Genomic DNA, 17,395 nt, shown 5'->3' on the forward strand with positions numbered 1-17,395 from the left:
ACGAGCCGTCTCCCACCGTAGATTGCGTTCATGTCGATCGAAGCCTCCTTCACCGGCCTCGCCGAGGCTCCCCTGCGTCAGGCCCGCAACTCCGCCGCGTTCTGGGCCGCCACCGGCCGTTCCCGCGGCCACGAGGTGATCCGCCGTCGTGGCTTTCTCGCCGTCGCCGGTGACGAGCGTGCGGGGCTGCGGGTCCTGCTTCAGGAGCCCGACCTCACCGTCGCCGAACTGGCGGAGATCACCGAGCTCGCCGCGCGGGCGAAGGGGCCGGTGGAGGCCGAGGATCCCTTCAGCGCCACCGATCTGCACCACCTCGGAGACCTGCGCAGCTGGCAGATGCCCGTCATGCTGCGCCCGCCCGCCCCGGTCGCCGAACCCGCGATGGAGGTGCTCCGGGTGCGCGAGGAGGCGGACCTGCGGGCGGCCGAACGCGCGGTGCTTGAAGGTTTCGAACTCACGCGGTTCCGGCCGGGTGAGATGTTCCCCATGTCCATCCTCGAACAGCGTGGGGTCGCCGTGTTCGTCGCACGGCTCGACGGCGAGGTCGCCGGGGCGTGTGTCACGGTCGTCGAGGACGGCTTCGGCAGCCACTACTGGGTCGGCACGCCGGAGTCCTTCCGCTCTCGCGGCGTGGGACGGGCGGTGATGCTCGGTTCCCTCGTCCCGCTGGCGGAGCTGCCGGTCACCCTCACCGCCTCCCGGCTCGGTAGACCGCTATACGAATCCCTCGGCTTCACCGTCGCCGCACCCTCGACCTGGTGGGCCGCACGCTCCTAGCGCCAGTGCTGCCAGCCGCTGTCGTGCCCGTACCGCTTCCCGTCCACCGTCACCCCCGAATCCGGCATGGTGACGACGCCGATCTCGGTCCAGCCCTCCGGCAGGTCGGCGAACGAGGGGAAGGTCGCCGCGAACGCGTGGTCCTCACCGCCGGTGAGAACCCATTTCAGCGGGTCCGCGCCGAGCGCGGTGCCGACCTCGGTCAGCCTGCTCGACACGTCGAGATCCGCCGTGCGCACGTCGATCCCGACGCCGGAGGCGGCAGCGATGTGGCCGAGGTCGGACAGGAGCCCGTCGGACACGTCGATCATGGCCGTCGCGCCGCCGTCGGCCGCGCGGATGCCCGCCTCGTAGTCCGGCTCGGGACAGCGCTGCGCGTTGACCACGCCGACCGGTGAGCGGAAACCCCGCCCGAGCACGGCGAGCCCGGCGGCGGCCCAGCCGAGCCGTCCGCAGACCGCGACGACGTCGCCGGGGCGGGCACCGGACCGGGTCACCGGTTCCCGGCCACCGAGGTCGCCGAGTGCGGTGACGCTGATCACGATCTGCTCGGCGCGCACCATGTCGCCGCCGACGATCCCGACCCCCGCGCGGTCGGCTTCGAGCCACATGCCCCGGGTGAGTTCGGTGACGAGCGCCGTCTCGGTGTCCGGCGGGCAGGCGAATCCCATGAGGACGGACGTCGGGCGGGCCCCCATGGCGGCGATGTCGGTGAGGTTCACCGCGACCGCCTTGCGCCCCACCTGTTCGGCGCTGGACCAGTCGAGCCGGAAGTGGACGCCCTGCACGAGGACGTCGGTGGAGGCCACCGTCCGGCCGTCGGGGCTGGCCACGACGGCCGCGTCGTCCCCCGGTCCGAGCAGTGTCGTCTCCGGCTGTTTCCGGTCGGCGGTCACCGCCTCGATCAACCGGAATTCACCGGTCCCGGCGACCGTGCCGTCGTTCGGTGACACCCGTCACCTCCCCTTTCCCTTGTCCGGACAAATGTCGATCACCGATAGTCGGATGCCCTAGGTTTTTCCCGGGGCTGGCGATACGTTGCTACAACGTTCCTACCTTGAGCCGACTTTTACGAAGGGGCGCGCCGTGGTCCACGCATACATCCTCATCCAGACCGAGGTCGGCAAAGCCGCCGCGGTCGCCGCGGAGATCTCCACCATCTCCGGTGTCACCAGTTCGGAGGATGTCACCGGCCCGTACGACGTCATCGTCAAGGCCGCCGCCGACACCGTCGACCAGCTCGGTCAGCTCGTGGTCGCCAAGGTGCAGAACGTGGAGGGCATCACGCGGACGCTGACCTGCCCGGTCGTCCACCTCTGACGAGTGGTGTAGTGGTCCGGTGGCTGACACGGACACCGGCGCTCCCCCGAAACCCCTCCTGATCGCGGCCGCCTGCCTGGCGGTGCTGCTCGTCGCGGGCGTGGCCGTCTTCGGGCTGACCCGCGGCGGGGAAACCGACGCCCCGGCCGCCGACGGTCCGCTCCCGCTCGTCCCGGTCCCGGCGCCGCAGTCGGGCTCGCCCGAGTGCGCGAAGCTCGTCGGCGCGCTTCCGCACGAGCTCACGTCGTCCGGGACCACGCTGGTCCGCCGGAAGCCGGCCGACCCCGCGCCCGAGGCGACGGTCGGCTGGGGCACCGGCGACCCGGTGGTCCTGCGATGCGGTCTCGGCAAGCCGCCGGAACTCACCCGCACCTCGCAACTGCGGACGATCAACGGCGTCCAGTGGCTGCAGGTCGGGGGTGAGGGCACCGCGACGTGGTTCGCGGTGGACCGTCCCGTCTACACGGCGCTCACCGTGCCGGACACCGCGGGGACCGGCCCGCTCCAGACCGTTTCCGAGGTCGTCGCCGCCCACCTCCCCGCGGTGCCGCTGCGGTTCTGAACGATCAGGGCAGCAGCAGGCTCTTGCCGGTGTAGCGCCGCGCCTCGATGTCCGAATGCGCGACGGACGCCTGCGCCAGCGGGTACGTCCGGCCGATGATCGGCGTCAGCTTCCCGTCGGCCGCCTGCCGCAGCACTTCCCGCACCCGGCGCGGGTTGTCGGGCCAGAATCCGACCAGCTGCGCCATGTCCACAATGGACAGCCGGGCGCGGTCGGCGGCGCCGATCACGGTCTCCGCACCGCTGGACATGCCGTAGCCGGAGAAGCGGCCGCCGTTCCTCAGCAAGGTCAGCGAGGCGGCGCCGAGTTCACCGCCGACGCCGTCGAAGACCACGTCCAGACGATGATCGCCGGTACGGGCGAGGACCTCTCCCGTCCAGTCCGCCGCCGAGTAGTCGACCGGCTCGGCCCCCAGTTTCCGCACGATGGCCGCCTTTTCGTCACCGCGGACCGCCGCGAAGACCGTCGCGCCCGCCGCCCGGGCGAGCTGCACCAGCACGCTGCCGAGCCCGCCGACGCCGGGCGCCACCAGGATCCGCTCGCCTGCCTTGACCGGGGTCTTCTCCAGCAACGCCAGTGCGGTGCTGCCGTCGTCGAAAAGGGCGACCGCGTGCCGGGGATCCAGCCCGGCCGGAATCGGGAAGGTGTCGTCCGGCAGCGCGACGACCGTATCCGCGTAGCCCCCGCCGTATCCGCCGGGCGCGTGGCTGAGCACCTGCTTTCCCAGCCACGTTTCGTCGACTCCGGCACCCACGGCGTCGACGGTGCCCGCCACCGCCCCGCCCGGTACGTACGGCGGCTCGACCGCGAACACCTCGGGGCCGTCGCCTCGTCTGATGAGGGCGTCGAGCCAGCCGACCCCGGCCGCCGTCACCACGACGCGGAGCTCACCCTCCACCGGTTCGGGGGTCGGCACTTCGACCTGCTCGAGAACGCCGGGATCGCCGAACCGGGACACTCTGATTTCTCGCATGATCGCAAGCTATGACCTCCAGTTCGCTGGAGGTCAACCGAGCACGGTGATCAGCGGTTCGAGCACCGATCTCAGTGCCTCCCGCGAGCAACCCGCGTAACCGATGAGAATGCCGAACACCGTCGGCGTCCCGGCGAAATGCCGGGCCAGCCCGTCGAGCCGGATACCGGCGCGTTCCGCGGCCGCCATCCGCGCCGCCTCGTCGGCGGCCGAGCCGCACGGGACGACCAGATGCGCGCCCGCGTCGTCGCCGAGCACCGGGATCCCCGCGGACGTCAGCGCGGCCGAAACCAGGGACCGGCGTTCCGACAGCTCCCGCCGGAGCTTCCGCAGATGCCGCCCCAGATCGCCGTGCCGCGCCAGTTCGGCGAGCACCCGCTGCCCCGCCGGCGAAGGACGTGTCCCGGTCGCTTCGCGGTACTCCAGCACCGCGGCCGCCACCTGGGACGGCGCCACCATCCAGCCCGCGCCCAGCGCCGGGGTGAGGATCTTGCTCGTGGTGCCGAGATGCGCGACGACGTCGGGCGCGAGCGCGGCCAGCAACGGCAGCGGCGCGACGTCGAACCGCAGCTCGCCGTCGTAATCGTCCTCGATCACCAGCATGCCTTCGGCGCGGGCGAGTTCGACCAGTTCGACCCGGCGGGACGCGCTCATCCGGCTGCCGAGCGGATACTGGTGCGCGGGAGAGCAGAACACGGCGCGCACGTCGGCGGGGACGGCGTCCGGGCGCAAGCCCTCCTCGTCGACCGGGATCGGCACGACCCGCATCCCCGCGCGCCGGAACGCCTGCACCGCACGCTGGTAACCCGGCTCCTCGATCGCGACCCGGTCGCCGCGCGAGAGCACCGCGCCCGCGAGTTCGATCACCGCCGCCGTCGTCCCGCCGGTGGCCAGCACCGTTCCGGCCGCGAGGCCGCGGTGGCGCAGGAGGTGCTCGGACACGGCGTCCCGGTACGCGAGCAGGCCGACCCTGTCCTCACGGTAGGTCGGGCGCGGATCGGCGGCGGCCCGCCACGCGCGACGCCAGGCGGCCTTCTCGACACCGTCGGCCCAGGGGACGCCCGGGGTGAGGTCGACCAGTGCGGGCGGTGTGGCGGGCGTGCCGGGCGCGGGACCTTTCGACGGCCTGTCCGCGGGCGGCGTGGTGGTGACATACGTGCCGGAGCCGTGACGGCCCGCGATCCAGCCCTCCGCGTGAAGCTGCTCGTACGCCGCCGACGTCACCGTGCGGCTGACGCCGAGCCTGCTGGCGAGTGCCCTGGTCGAGGGCAGCCTGTCGCCACCGCGCAGATGCCCGTCGCCGGCGGCCGCGCGCAACGCGTCGGCCAGCTGGACCGCGAGCGGGACGAGCGAATCGCGGTCGAGGCTGACCGGCAGGGCGGTGTCGGACATGCTGATCTCCACACTTTCCAGAAGTGGCCTTCTCAAGTATAGGAGAATTGGCCGTTATTACAGGCCACTCTCGTGGGTGAGACTGCTCGCATGTCCACCCCGCTCTCTCCCACCGGCAGGACCACTCTCGGCCGCAAGAAGAACCGCGCGCTCAGCGACCGCTCGGCGCTGTACGCGGTGCTCGACGAAGGCCTGATCTGCCATCTCGGCGTCGTGCGCGACGGCGCCCCGCTGGTCGTCCCGACCGGCTACGGGCGCGACGGGAACACGCTCTATCTGCACGGATCGACCGGCGCCCGGAGCATGCGCGACTCCGACGGCGCCGAGGTCTGCGTCACGGTGACCCTGCTCGACGGCATCGTCTACGCGCGCTCGGTCAACAACCACTCGATGAACTACCGCAGCGCCGTGATCCTGGGCAAGGCGGCCGCGGTCACCGACGCCGACCGCAAGAGGCACGGCCTCCGCGTGCTGACCGACCACCTCGCGCCCGGTTCGTGGGAGCACGCGCGGGACGTCGACGCGAAGGAGTTCGCGTCGGTTTCGGTGCTGGAACTGGACCTCACCGAGGCTTCGGTGAAGATGCGCGGCGAGGGTCCCGACGATCCCGAGGACGAGGTCGTGGCCGATCTCTCGTGGGCAGGGGTGCTGCCGGTGCGGACCGTGTTCGGGGAACCGGAACCGTCGGCGGACCTGGTTTCGGAGTGGATCGTGCCGGATCACGTGAAGGCGCGGGTCGGGTAGCGCTCACCGGCGTGCGATGAAGGACGCTTTCCTGGCGAATTTTGCCAGGAAAGCGTCCTTCATCGCACGCGCGGGAGGGGCTACGGGCGGCGGTGGCGCGGCAGCCGCACGGTGAACGTCGTCGCCCCCGGCGCACTCTCGACCTCGATCGTCCCGCCGTGCGCGGAGACCAGCGAGAGCACCACCGAGAGCCCGAGCCCGGTCCCGCCGTTGCCGCGCGTGCGGGCGGTGTCGACGCGGTAGAACCGGTCGAAGATCCGCTCCCGCGCTTCCGGCGGGATCCCCGGCCCGGCATCGGTCACCCGCAGGACGACTTCCGGCCCGGCCGCCTCGGCGGACAACGTCACCGGCGTGCCGGGCGGCGTGTGCACCGCGGCGTTGGTGAGCAGGTTGTCCAGCACCTGCCGCAGGCGTACCGGATCCGCTTGCAGGACAACACCTTCCGGGAGCGCGCCGAGGCTCAGCGGATGCTCCGGGCGGCCGGCGGCGAAGGCCTCCCCCGCGTCGGTGATCAGCTCGGCGATGTCGACGTCGACCAGCCTCAGCGGTGCCTCGGTTTCCGGCGCGTCGAGCCGCGCGAGGAGCAGGAGGTCGTCGACGAGCACGCTCATCCGCTCGGTCTCCTCCCGGATCTTCGACAGATGCGCGTCGCGTTCGGCGGGTTCGTTCGCCGCGGCGTAGCGGAAAAGCTCGGCGTAGCCCCGGATCGACGTCAGCGGCGTGCGCAGTTCGTGGGAGGCGTCGGCGATGAACCGCCGCAGTCGTTCGTTCGCCTCCCGGCGCGCGACCAGTGAGGAATCGAGATGCGCCAGCATCAGGTTGAACGCCGTCCGCAGCTCCTCGACCTCGGCTCCGCCGCCGCTCGCCCGCGCGCGCACCGGGAGATCGGCGTTCGTGGTGAGGTCGTGCGACGCGATGTCGTGCGCCGTCCCGGCCATGTCGCTCAGCGGCCGCAGGCCGCGCCGCAACACCAGCCGTCCCGCGATCACCAGCACCGCCAGCGCCAGCAGGAACGCGACGACCTCGACCATCACCAGCTGGCTCACCGTCCGGTCCAGATCGGCCTGCGGTGCGGCGCTGACCAGCACGATGTTGCGGCTCGGCTCGATCGGGCAGGCCCGGACCCGGTAGGTGCCCTTGTCCTCGATGTAGACGGTGCGCAGCACTTCGGTCCGTGTCGCGTCCTCGGCGACCTTTTCGAGCGCCTTCGTGTCCGGCGGCAGGGAACCGCCCGCCTGCGGCAGCGCGTCGCCGTCCCGCACCGCGAACACCGCGGAGAACCAGCCGTAGGCCTGCTGCGGTTTCCCGCCGTGCGTGGTGCGCAGCGACGGCACCTGGCTGATCTGGGTCTTGGCGAGCTGTTCGTCGAGCCGATCGTTCAGATAGCCCTTCATGATGCCGACCATCACGGTGCCGACGACGGCGAACACGACCAGCGCCAGCACCCCGAGCCCGAGCGCCAGCCGGGTCCCGAGCCGCGAGCGGCGCCAGGCGTCGTACCACCGGCGCAGCACGGTCATCTCGCCGCCTGCCGGACGACGTAGCCCACGCCGCGCACGGTGTGGATCAGCGGTTCGTCGCCCGCGTCGAGTTTCCGGCGCAGATGCGAGATGACGAGTTCGACCACATTGGACCGGCCGCCGAAGTCGTACTCCCAGACGTGGTCGAGGATCTGCGCCTTGGTCAGCACCGACGGCGAACGCCGCATGAGGTAGCGCAGCAGTTCGTACTCGGTCGGCGTCAGCTCCGCGGGTTCGCCGTTGCGGACGACCTCGCGGGTGTCCTCGTTCAGGGTCAGGTCGCCGACCCGCAGCACCGCCGCCTTGGCCTGGTGGGTGCTCCGCCGCAGGACCGCGCGCAACCGCGCCATCAGTTCCTCGACGGAGAAGGGCTTGACGAGGTAGTCGTCGCCGCCGCGGGTGAGCCCGGCGACACGATCCGCCGTCGCGTCTTTCGCGGTGAGGAAGACGACGGGCACCGCCGTTCCCGACTCGCGGAGCTTGTCCAGCACGGTGAACCCGTCGATCCCCGGCAGCATCAGGTCGAGCACGACGATGTCGGGCGCGAATGCGGCGGCGCGTTCGAGCGCGGCCTCGCCCGAGCCGGCGGTGACGGCCTGCCAGCCCTCGTAGCGGGCGACGGTGGCCACGAGGTCGGCGATATGCGGCTCGTCGTCCACCACCAGCAGGCGGACGGGGTTGTCGGTGTTCACCACGCCATCCTCCGTGAACGCGCGCGCGAGGGCGAGGCGGGCGCGCATACGACAGGAAGCCGACAGCTTCCGCCGAGAGAAGTCACCGGCACCGGGCGCCCACCGGGCTGCTGCTTCGGCTCGCTTAAACCGTTGGCCGGGCTTCGCGGGCTCAGGCAGACTGCGGCGTCATGACCTGTGTCGTACAGAACTTCTTCTTCGACTGCGCCGACGCCTGCGAACTGGGCCGGTTCTGGAGTGAGGTCGTCGGCAAGCCGATGACCGAAGCCGGCGACTCCGAAACGATCATCGAGATGGACAACGGCGTGCACTTGTACTTCGGGCAGGTCCCGGAGCCGAAGACGGTGAAGAATCGCATCCACCTCTGTCTTCAGCCGGACGTCCCGCGCGACGAGGAGGTGGAGCGCCTGCTGAAGCTCGGCGCGACCCTCCTGCACGACCGCCGCAACCCGGACGGCACCGGCTGGGCCGTCCTCGGTGACCCCGAGGGCAACGAATTCTGTGTGCTGCGCAGCGCCGCCGAGAAGGCCGCCACCTCATGACGGACTACGTGACCGTCAACCGCGCGAACTGGGACGAACGCGCCCCCGCGCACGCGGCGTCGGCGGATTACGGCTACCAGAAGTTCGTCGCGGACCCGACGCACCTCAGCGGCGTGGTCACCTTCGACCGGCCGTCGCTCGGCGACGTCTCCGGCGCGCGCGGAGTGCACCTGCAATGCCACATCGGCACGGACACGCTTTCCCTGTCCCGCCTCGGCGCACGCATGACCGGCCTCGACTTTTCCGCGCCCGCGCTGGAGATCGCGCGACGGCTGGCCGCCGAGACCGGTGCGGAGATCGACTACCACGAGTCCGATGTGTACGGTGCCGCCGACGTACTGGGCGCCGGGGAATTCGACCTCGTCTACACGGGAATCGGTGCCCTCTGCTGGCTGCCCGACATCGCCCGCTGGGGACAGGTCGTCGGCGCGTTGCTGCGGCCGGGCGGCCGGTTGTTCGTCCGGGACATGCACCCGATGCTGGGCACCCTCGACGAGACGCAGCCGATGATCACCCCGCGCTACCCGTATTTCGAGCAGGCCGAACCGCTGGTGTTCGACGAGCCGGGGACCTATGTGGACACCGACGTCTCGTTCCAGCACAACCGGACGCACGAATGGAACCACGGGCTGGGCGAGATCGTCATGGCGCTGCTCGACGCGGGGCTGACGCTGACGCGGCTGACGGAGCACGACAGTGTGCCGTGGAACGCGTTGCCCGGCTTCATGACCTTGAACGAGGCGACCGAGGAATGGCGGCTGACGGCGGATCCGCAGCGGCTGGCGGCGAGTTTCACCATCGAAGCCGTGAAGGGGTCTCGTTAGCGGGGTGGTTTCGGGAAACGCGACCTTCACGCCTTCCCCAGTACATGAAGGCCCCCATCCTCGCGCCTAGGTACAGGAAGGGGGCCTTCATGTACTTCAACGAAAAAACGCCGCAGATCACGAGGTACCCACGAGACTTGGGAGGATGCCCGTATGAGCGTCTCCGCCGAGAATCGGCCCCTTGTCGCCGTCGCCGCCCTGGGCGGCACCATCGCCATGGTGCCCGGCGACGGTGAAGACCACGCCGTCCCCCGCCTCACCGCCGCCGACCTGCTCGGCGACCTGGGGGGTGACCTCGAAATGGACGTCCGCGCGGAGACGCTCGCGGGGATCTCCAGCGCGTCGATGGACTTCGCGACCCTGATCAGGACACGGGACTGGGCCGCCAAGGCCGTCGACGAAGGCGCTCGGGGTGTCGTCGTGATCCAGGGGACGGACACGCTCGAAGAGACGGCGTACTTCTTCGAACTGACGTGGGCTTCCGAGGCGCCGATCGTGATCACCGGCGCGATGCGCAATCCCAGTCTGCCCAGCGCCGACGGCGCGGGGAACGTGCTCGCCGCGTTGACCGTCGCCGCCGATCCCCGCGGCCGGGGCCGGGGCTCGCTGGTCGTGTTCAACGACGACGTCCACGCCGCGCGCTGGGTCCGCAAGACACATTCGAGCCACGTCGAGGCCTTCTCCTCGCATCCCGCCGGGCCGCTCGCCCTCGTCAGCGAGGGATCGGTGCACTACTTCCATCCGGTGGCCGCCCGCCCGGCGGCGTTGCCGCTGGGGAACGCGGACTTCTCCGGGCTGGTGCCGATCGTCGAGAGCGGTGTCGAGGACACCGGCGAACTCCTGGAAACGCTGGTCAAGGCCGGGGTCAAGGGAGTGGTGCTCGCCGCGAACGGCGCCGGGCACGTTTCGGCGGGGTCCGCCGGCGTGATCGAACGGGTGCTGCCGGAGGTCCCGATCGTGGTCGCCGGCCGCACCGGCGCCGGGCCGACGTTCCGCGGTACCTACGGCTTCCGCGGTTCCGAGTCGGATCTGATCGCGATGGGCGCGACCATGTCCGGCTGGCTCGACCCGCGTAAATCCCGGCTCCTGCTGCACACCCTGCTCGCCACCGGAGCCCCGCGAGACCGCATCGAAGCCGAATTCCGGCTCCGAGGCGACCTCACCTGACGCCCTCCCGCGCAACCAGTCGCCTGCTTGCGCCGGAAAGCCACGCGAGGAGGCGACTAAACGCGAGACGGGCCGGAAATGGGGTCCAGGTGGTACGGGCGCATGGTGCGGGTCTGGTGGCGATAGACGTGCACGCTGACGGCCGGATCCGGGCCGTCGTTGCGCACTTCGTGGACGTACCCGGGGCCGAAGACGCGAGACTGGCCCTCCGACAGCGAATGCAGCTCCGTCACCGCCCGCCCGTCCACCGCGCGCCGGGCGACGGTCTCGCTCAGCTGCCCGCTGACCACGGTGAACGCGCCCGCGGCGAATTCGTGGTCGTGCAGGTCGGTGCGCTGGCCGGGCAGCCAGCTCATCAACCAGATCTCCTGCAGTTCGTCGGTGTCGACGAGGGCGGAGAACCGGTCCTCGGGGTCGTAGCGCAGCAGGTGACGCCAGCGGTCACGGTCAGCGGCGAACTCGAGCGCGACGCGCACCGGGTGGCGCAGGGCGGGGTTTTCGGGGATGACGAGCGTGTTGTCCGGGACGGCGAACATGGAGAAGTCCTCGCAGCAGAAAGAAGGTGTCGAGCTGGGCCGGGGCTGGGTTCACCGACAACAGCGACACGACGCACACGAGACGGCGCCAAGACCCGAGAGGCCCCGCGACACAGTCATCCCACGTGCGAACATGCCCTCAAGCGAACCAGTGCGGAGCCCGGCGGTCAACCGATCTCACACCGTGGACCGCGAGTTCCGCACCTGACGACCATGCTGACGGCACGACGCGGGCGAGGTCTGTCGCGACAACGCGGTCTTCCTCAGGACCACTCGTGCTTCTGCGACCGGCCGAGCAGCTCGGCTCCGGCACGCCGGGGGTCGACCCCTTCATGGCAGACGCGGTGCATCGCGTCGGTGATCGGCATGTCGACACCGAGGCTCAGCGCGAGCTCCCGGATCGACGTGCAGGATTTGACGCCCTCGGCGACCTGACCGCCGGTGGCCGCCAGCGCCTGCTCGAGCGTCTCGCCCTGGCCGAGCCGCTCGCCGAAGGTCCGGTTGCGCGACAACGGCGACGAACAGGTCGCCACCAGGTCGCCGACGCCCGCCAGCCCGGCGAAGGTCAGCGGATCGGCACCGAGTCGCGCGCCGAGCCTGGCCATCTCGGCCAGTCCGCGGGTGATCAGCGTGGCCACGGTGTTCGCGCCCAGCCCGAGCCCGGCCGCCATCCCGCAGCTGAGCGCGATGACGTTCTTGCACGCCCCGCCCAGCTCGCAGCCGACGACGTCGGTGTTGGTGTACGGCCGGAAGTACTGGTTGAAGCTCGCCCGCTGGATCGCCTTGGCGTTGTCGTGGTCGGTGCAGGCCAGCACCGCCGCCGCCGGCTGTCCCAGCGCGATCTCCTTCGCGAGGTTCGGCCCGGAGACGACCACGATCTGCCCGGCGTCGACGCGGGCGATCTCGGCGATGACCTCGCTCATCCGCTTGAGCGTGCCCAGCTCGACACCCTTCGCGAGGCTCACCAGGATCGCGTCGGACGGCAGCAGACCGGACCACTCGGACAGGTTGGTCCGCAACGTCTGGCTCGGCACCGCGAGCACCACGGCCTGCGCGCCGTCGAGGGCTTCGGCCGGATCCGCGGTCGCGGTGATCCGCTCCGGCAGCTCGATACCGGGTAGATAGGACGAATTGAGCCGCCGCTCCCGGATCTCGGCCGCGATCTCGGGCCGCCGCGCCCACACGGTCACGTCCCGTCCGGCGTCGCCGAGCACCTTCGCGAACGCCGTGCCCCACGATCCGGCGCCGAGCACGGTCACCCGCTGGACCTCGGCCATCAGGCGTCGTCCTCCGGCTTCTTCGCGGGTGGCTCCTCCTGGCGGATCTCCGCGAGCAGGGTGGTGATCTCGGTCATCATCAGGGCGGTGACCTCGCGCAGCTTGGTGGCGCTGCGGGTGGAACCGTCCTTGTAGGGCGAGAGATCCAGCGGCTCACCGACGAGATGCGTGATCGTCTTGCGCGGGAACGGCGTGAACTTCTTCGAGTAACCGTTGAAAATGTGGTTCGTACCCCAGCGGGCGACCGGGATCACCGGCACGTCGGTCTCCAGCGCGAGCCGCGCGGCCCCGGTGAACGGCTTCTTGGGCCAGCCGTCCGGGTCCTTCGTGATCGTCCCCTCGGGATAGATCACCACGACCTTGCCGTCCCGCAACGCCTGGTGGGCGGCCTTGAGGCTGTCACCGGCGGCGGCCGAACCACGGGAGACCGGGATCTGCCCCGCGCCCACGAAGATCTTGCCGAAGACCGGTGTCCTGGTCAGGCTCTCCTTGCCGAGGAAACGGGGCACCCGCCGCTGGCGGTGCACGAACACCGCGTCCACCGCCGGGTCCATGTGGGACACGTGGTTGAGCAGGAGCAGCGCGCCGCCTTCACGGGGGATCCGCTCGGCGTTGCAGTAGACCCGCTTGCCGATGGCCGTCGCCGGGTAGAACAGTGCGGCGGCGATGCCCACCCAGATGCCGCCCTTCTCACGCCGGGCCAATTCGTCCTCCTCGAAGTCACACGTGTCGTCCCAGGCCGTTGATCCTGCCGCGCGCACGCGAGCGCGGTCCAGGGAGGGTCGGGTAAGAATGCAGATGTGGACAGTGTGGGCAGTGCGGATATCGACCTGATCGTGCCGATGAAACGCCCCGCCGAGGGCAAGTCGCGGCTTCGTGGCGCGGTCGCGCCCGAGCGGCACGCCGAGCTGGTGCTGGCGCTGGCCTACGACACGCTGTCCGCGGCGACCTCGGCGGACGGGCTCCGCCGGGTGCTGGTGGTCGCCGCCGACCCGGCGTCGGTGGCGGATCTCACCGAGCTGGGCGTCGAAATCGTCCCCGAGCCGTCACACGGCGGGCTGAACGCCGCCCTTCGTCACGGCGAAGAGCTGCTGCGCCGGGACAGGCCGTCCGGTCTCGTCGGCGCCCTGCAGGCCGATCTGCCCGCGCTGCGGACCGAAGACCTCACCGCCGCCCTCGCCGGGGCCGCCGGACGACGGGCGTTCGTCGCGGACCGGCAGGGAACGGGGACGACCCTGTTGCTCGCGGGAGCGGGCCGTCGCCTCGAACCCCGGTTCGGCGAGGGGTCCGCGCGGGCGCACGCCGCGTCCGGTGCGACGCCGCTCACGATCGCCGCGGAATCGCTCCGGGCCGACGTCGACACCGCGGATGATCTCGCTCACGTCCGCGCCCTGGGTGCCGGAAAGCGCACTTCGACGCTGTTGGGAACGCCCTGTGTGGTGATGTGACGAGAGTTCACCCTGGCGACCCGCGCGCGGCGCACATAATCGCGCCGAGTGGTGAACAATGAAACCCGTGAGCACAAATGACGGCGGCACCCCGAACTCGGCAAGGAAGCGGAAGACCTCCGCCGCGAAACCGGATCCGGACAACGGCACGGCGAAACCCGTCCGGGCGAGGAAGAGCGCGTCCACGGGGAAGACGAGCAGCCCGGCGGCGCGCGTGGCCGTCCGGGCGACGCGCGGCGGTTCGGCGAGCCGTCCCGCCCAGGAGTTCCGCGCGCTGCCCGCCGCGCCACCCGCGGTGACGTCGGCGCCCACCGCCGTCGAGACCCTGCCCGACGACCGGTACTTCAACCGTGAGCTGTCCTGGCAGGACTTCAACGCGCGCGTGCTCGCGCTGGCCGAGGACGAGTCGCAGCCGCTGCTCGAGCGGGCCAAGTTCCTGGCGATCTTCGCGTCCAATTTGGACGAGTTCTACATGGTCCGGGTCGCCGGGCTGAAACGCCGCGACGAGACCGGTCTCCCGGTACGCAGCGCGGACGGGCTCACCCCGCGCGAGCAGCTGGCCTACATCGCCAAACGCAACCAGGACCTGGTCGAGCGGCACACCAACGCCTTCGAGCTGCACCTGCGGCCGCAATTGGCCGACGAGGACATCCTCATCGTCGGCTGGAACGACCTGACCGGCGCCGACCAGCTCCGGCTGTCGAACTACTTCAGCGAGCAGATCTTCCCGGTGCTCACACCGCTGGCCGTGGATCCCGCGCATCCGTTCCCCTACATTTCCGGCCTTTCGCTCAACCTGGCCATCACCGTCCGGGACCCTGAAGCGGGCACGGAGCGGTTCGCGCGTGTCAAGGTGCCGAGCAACGTGCCGCGCCTGATGCGGATCGAGCAGCAGCCGCGGGAGAGCCGCACCGCGACCTTCCTTCCGTTGGAGGAGCTGATCGCCGCCCACCTCGGCGAGCTGTTCACCGGGATGGAGGTCACCGAGCAGCACGCGTTCCGGGTCACCCGCAACGCGGACTTCGAAGTCGAAGAGGACCGGGACGAGGACCTTCTCCAGGCACTGGAACGGGAACTGGCGCAGCGCCGGTTCGGCCCGCCGGTACGGCTGGAAGTGGCGCAGGACATGAGCGAGCACATGCTCGAACTGCTGCTGCGCGAACTGGAGGTCGACCCGCGCGACGTCGTCGAGGTCCCCGGCCTGCTGGATCTGACCTGCCTGCACCAGTTGTCCGGGGTCGACCGGAAGGAACTCAAGGACCGCCCGTTCGTTCCCGCCACGCATCCGGCGTTCGGTGAACGCGAGACGCCGAAGTCGGTGTTCGCGACGCTGCGCGAGGGCGACGTCCTCGTGCATCACCCGTACGACTCGTTCTCCACCAGTGTCCAGCGGTTCATCGAACAGGCCGCCGCGGACGACAAGGTGCTGGCGATCAAGCAGACGCTGTACCGCACCTCCGGCGACTCCCCGATCGTCGACGCGCTGATCGACGCCGCCGAGGCGGGCAAGCAGGTCGTCGCGCTGGTCGAGATCAAGGCGCGGTTCGACGAACAGGCCAACATCACCTGGGCCCGCACGCTGGAACGCGCGGGCGTGCACGTGGTCTACGGGCTCGTCGGGCTCAAGACGCACTGCAAGGTTTCGATGGTGGTGCGCCAGGAGGGTTCGACCATCCGCCGCTACTGCCACATCGGCACCGGCAACTACAACCCGAAGACCGCGCGCCTGTACGAGGACCTCGGCATCCTGACCGCCGACCCGACGATCGGCGCGGATCTGACGGATCTGTTCAACGTGCTCACCGGATACTCCCGGCAGGACACCTATCGCAACATCCTCACGTCGCCGCACGGGATCCGCCGCGGCATCGTGCGCGCGATCGGCGAGGAGATCGAACTCGCCCGCGCCGGCCAGACCGCCGGGATCCGGATCAAGTGCAACTCGCTCGTCGACGAGCAGGTGATCGACGCGCTGTACCACGCCTCGCAGGCGGGGGTGCCGGTCGACATCGTGGTGCGCGGGATCTGTTCGCTGAAACCGGGAGTGGAGGGGCTGAGCGAGAACATCCACGTGCGGTCCATCCTCGGCCGCTTCCTGGAGCACTCGCGTGTCTTCACCTTCCGCGCGGGCGGCACCCGGTGGATCGGCAGCGCGGACATGATGCACCGCAACCTGGACCGCCGGATCGAAGCGCTGGTGCGGGTCAAGGATCCGAAGCTGACGGCGCAGCTGGACTACATCTTCGAGTCCGCGCTGCACCCGTCGACCCGATGCTGGGTGCTGAACTCGACCGGCGAGTGGACCCCGTTCCCCGCCTCCGGCGACGACGTCCGCGACCATCAGGTCGAGCTGGCGAAGCGGCACGGGGCCGCGGGATGAGCAGGACCATCCGGGCGGCGGGAGCCGTTCTCTGGCGTCGTGACGGAGACCGGGTCGAGCTCGCGCTGGTCCACCGGCCGCGTTACGACGATTGGTCGCTGCCGAAGGGAAAACTGGATCCGGGCGAGACCATCGCGCGGGCGGCGGTCCGGGAGATCGAAGAGGAGACCGGATTCGAGGCCGTGCTCGGCCGGTATCTGGTCCGGACCGAATACCCCGTGGCGGGCGTGCCGAAGACCGTCGACTACTTCTCCGCGCACGCGGTTTCCGGCACTTTCGAGCAGAACGACGAAGTCGACGAGCTGCGCTGGCTCGCCCCGGACGCGGCGGAGAAACTGCTGACGCGGCCGGAGGACGTGCGGGTGCTGCGCGAGTTCTCCGCGCTGCCGCCCGACCTCACCACGGTGATCCTGGTACGGCACGCCAAAGCGGGTAAACGCGACGAGTGGAACGGCGACGACGACCTGCGGCCGCTGTCGGACGCGGGCCAGCGTCAGGCCGAAGCACTGCGTTCGCTGCTGCGGCACTACGCGCCCGGCAGGGTGCTTTCGGCGCCGCGGCTTCGGTGCGTCCAGACGGTGAACGGGCTCGCCGAGGATCTCGGCGTCGAGATCCGGCACGAGCCGCTGCTGTCGGAAGAGGGCTACTGGCCGGACCCGGTGCTCGGCGTCGCCCGGCTGCTGGCCATCGCCGGGGACGGCGGGACGCCGGTGATCTCCAGCCAGGGCGGGGTGATCCCGGACGTCGTCAGCACACTGGCCGACCGCGACGGTGTCGACCTGCCCGCCGCACGCGGCGGCGTGGTGCCGTCGAAGAAGGGTTCGTTCTGGGTGCTGTCCTTCCAGCCCCCGACCGACGAGAACGGGCCGGTGCTGGTGGCCGCGGACTACTTCGCGTCGCCTTTGCCCACCCCGGCTTCCGCCCACTCCTGACGCTTCGCTCGCTTCTCGGCCGAACTCGCGTGCCTGGAGCCGTAACTCACGTGTCTGGAGCCGTAACTCACGTGTTTGAAGCCGGATGATCGAGTTACGGCTTCAAGCACGCGAGTTACGGCTTCAAGCACGCGAGTTACGGCTTTCTGGACACAGGAAGCGTCATACGGCTCCCCCACGTGGGTGACGTGCCTTACTCCGGCCGTGTTTCTTGCCGTCCGTCATCGCTCCACTGTGGAGGGCGGCCGGGCGAAATCGCGACGATGCGTCCATCGGGGTGACCGGAAGACCGGTCGAAGCGGATTCTTT

At 70.3% G+C, this 17,395-nt stretch carries 18 protein-coding genes; 10 read left to right on the forward strand and 8 right to left on the reverse strand.

Features of this window, described 5'->3' with window-relative positions; translation table 11 throughout:
• Nucleotides 1–30 precede the first annotated feature (30 nt).
• A complete protein-coding gene (locus P3102_RS28165; RefSeq protein ID WP_276363115.1) occupies nt 31–777 on the forward strand; it encodes a GNAT family N-acetyltransferase in 747 nt (248 codons plus the stop codon).
• Here P3102_RS28165 and P3102_RS28170 read toward each other — a convergent pair.
• Nucleotides 774–1,730 carry a thiamine-phosphate kinase gene (locus P3102_RS28170; RefSeq protein WP_276363116.1) on the reverse strand — a complete coding sequence of 319 codons (957 nt, stop codon included), beginning with the start codon at nt 1,728–1,730 and terminating at the stop codon, nt 774–776. The two genes, P3102_RS28165 and P3102_RS28170, sit on opposite strands and share 4 nt — an antisense overlap.
• Before the next feature lie 133 nt (nt 1,731–1,863).
• On the opposite strand from P3102_RS28170, the gene P3102_RS28175 reads away from it, so the two are divergent.
• Nucleotides 1,864–2,097: an Lrp/AsnC ligand binding domain-containing protein gene (locus P3102_RS28175; RefSeq protein ID WP_005160289.1), complete on the forward strand. Its 234-nt coding sequence runs from the start codon at nt 1,864–1,866 to the stop codon at nt 2,095–2,097.
• A gap of 19 nt (nt 2,098–2,116) precedes the next feature.
• Nucleotides 2,117–2,659 (forward strand): DUF3515 domain-containing protein, encoded by a 543-nt coding sequence (locus P3102_RS28180; protein ID WP_276363120.1) that lies wholly within the window; start codon nt 2,117–2,119, stop codon nt 2,657–2,659.
• Between the two features lie 4 nt (nt 2,660–2,663).
• On the opposite strand, the gene P3102_RS28185 is transcribed toward P3102_RS28180, so the two are convergent.
• Together P3102_RS28185 and P3102_RS28190 are read right to left on the reverse strand one after the other, a co-directional pair.
• Complete coding sequence (locus P3102_RS28185) at nt 2,664–3,632, reverse strand: zinc-binding dehydrogenase (RefSeq protein ID WP_276363122.1); 969 nt, start codon at nt 3,630–3,632, stop codon at nt 2,664–2,666.
• 33 nt (nt 3,633–3,665) lie between these two features.
• A complete protein-coding gene (locus tag P3102_RS28190; RefSeq protein WP_276363123.1) occupies nt 3,666–5,024 on the reverse strand; it encodes a PLP-dependent aminotransferase family protein in 1,359 nt (452 codons plus the stop codon).
• Nucleotides 5,025–5,114: 90 nt separating this feature from the next.
• Here P3102_RS28190 and P3102_RS28195 point away from each other — a divergent pair, with 90 nt between their 5' ends.
• Entirely contained in the window at nt 5,115–5,768 is a 654-nt protein-coding gene (locus P3102_RS28195; RefSeq protein WP_276363125.1) for a pyridoxamine 5'-phosphate oxidase family protein, read from the forward strand.
• A gap of 80 nt (nt 5,769–5,848) precedes the next feature.
• Here P3102_RS28195 and P3102_RS28200 read toward each other — a convergent pair whose 3' ends face one another.
• Together P3102_RS28200 and P3102_RS28205 are read right to left on the reverse strand one after the other, a co-directional pair.
• Nucleotides 5,849–7,288 carry a HAMP domain-containing sensor histidine kinase gene (locus P3102_RS28200; RefSeq protein WP_276363126.1) on the reverse strand — a complete coding sequence of 480 codons (1,440 nt, stop codon included), beginning with the start codon at nt 7,286–7,288 and terminating at the stop codon, nt 5,849–5,851.
• Nucleotides 7,285–7,980, reverse strand: a complete 696-nt coding sequence (locus tag P3102_RS28205) for a response regulator transcription factor (RefSeq protein WP_276363127.1) — start codon at nt 7,978–7,980, stop codon at nt 7,285–7,287. The genes P3102_RS28200 and P3102_RS28205 overlap by 4 nt, the downstream gene beginning before the upstream one ends.
• A gap of 170 nt (nt 7,981–8,150) precedes the next feature.
• On the opposite strand from P3102_RS28205, the gene P3102_RS28210 reads away from it, so the two are divergent.
• The 3 genes from P3102_RS28210 (at nt 8,151) to P3102_RS28220 (ending at nt 10,513) form a co-directional block, all read left to right on the forward strand.
• On the forward strand, nt 8,151–8,522 hold the full coding sequence (locus P3102_RS28210) for a VOC family protein (protein ID WP_276363129.1): 372 nt from the start codon (nt 8,151–8,153) through the stop codon (nt 8,520–8,522).
• Complete coding sequence (locus P3102_RS28215; protein WP_276363130.1) at nt 8,519–9,346, forward strand: class I SAM-dependent methyltransferase; 828 nt, start codon at nt 8,519–8,521, stop codon at nt 9,344–9,346. The genes P3102_RS28210 and P3102_RS28215 overlap by 4 nt, the downstream gene beginning before the upstream one ends.
• Before the next feature lie 153 nt (nt 9,347–9,499).
• Entirely contained in the window at nt 9,500–10,513 is a 1,014-nt protein-coding gene (locus tag P3102_RS28220; RefSeq protein ID WP_276363131.1) for an asparaginase, read from the forward strand.
• A gap of 56 nt (nt 10,514–10,569) precedes the next feature.
• On the opposite strand, the gene P3102_RS28225 is transcribed toward P3102_RS28220, so the two are convergent.
• The 3 genes from P3102_RS28225 to P3102_RS28235 form a co-directional block, all read right to left on the reverse strand.
• Nucleotides 10,570–11,049, reverse strand: coding sequence for a cysteine dioxygenase family protein (locus tag P3102_RS28225; protein WP_276363133.1), 480 nt, complete (start codon nt 11,047–11,049; stop codon nt 10,570–10,572).
• A gap of 263 nt (nt 11,050–11,312) precedes the next feature.
• Complete coding sequence (locus tag P3102_RS28230; protein ID WP_276363135.1) at nt 11,313–12,326, reverse strand: NAD(P)H-dependent glycerol-3-phosphate dehydrogenase; 1,014 nt, start codon at nt 12,324–12,326, stop codon at nt 11,313–11,315.
• A complete protein-coding gene (locus P3102_RS28235; RefSeq protein ID WP_276363137.1) occupies nt 12,326–13,030 on the reverse strand; it encodes a lysophospholipid acyltransferase family protein in 705 nt (234 codons plus the stop codon). The genes P3102_RS28230 and P3102_RS28235 overlap by 1 nt, the downstream gene beginning before the upstream one ends.
• Nucleotides 13,031–13,168: 138 nt before the next feature.
• Here P3102_RS28235 and cofC point away from each other — a divergent pair, with 138 nt between their 5' ends.
• The 3 genes from cofC to P3102_RS28250 are packed head-to-tail and all read left to right on the forward strand — an operon-like array spanning nt 13,169 to nt 17,086.
• Nucleotides 13,169–13,774, forward strand: a complete 606-nt coding sequence (gene cofC, locus P3102_RS28240) for a 2-phospho-L-lactate guanylyltransferase (RefSeq protein ID WP_276371387.1) — start codon at nt 13,169–13,171, stop codon at nt 13,772–13,774.
• A gap of 58 nt (nt 13,775–13,832) precedes the next feature.
• On the forward strand, nt 13,833–16,154 hold the full coding sequence (locus P3102_RS28245; protein WP_276363138.1) for an RNA degradosome polyphosphate kinase: 2,322 nt from the start codon (nt 13,833–13,835) through the stop codon (nt 16,152–16,154).
• Nucleotides 16,151–17,086 (forward strand): NUDIX hydrolase, encoded by a 936-nt coding sequence (locus tag P3102_RS28250; RefSeq protein ID WP_276363140.1) that lies wholly within the window; start codon nt 16,151–16,153, stop codon nt 17,084–17,086. Before P3102_RS28245 ends, P3102_RS28250 begins: the two co-directional genes overlap by 4 nt.
• Nucleotides 17,087–17,395 lie beyond the last annotated feature (309 nt).

The organism is Amycolatopsis sp. QT-25 (genome assembly GCF_029369745.1).
Taxonomy (GTDB): Bacteria; Actinomycetota; Actinomycetes; order Mycobacteriales; family Pseudonocardiaceae; genus Amycolatopsis.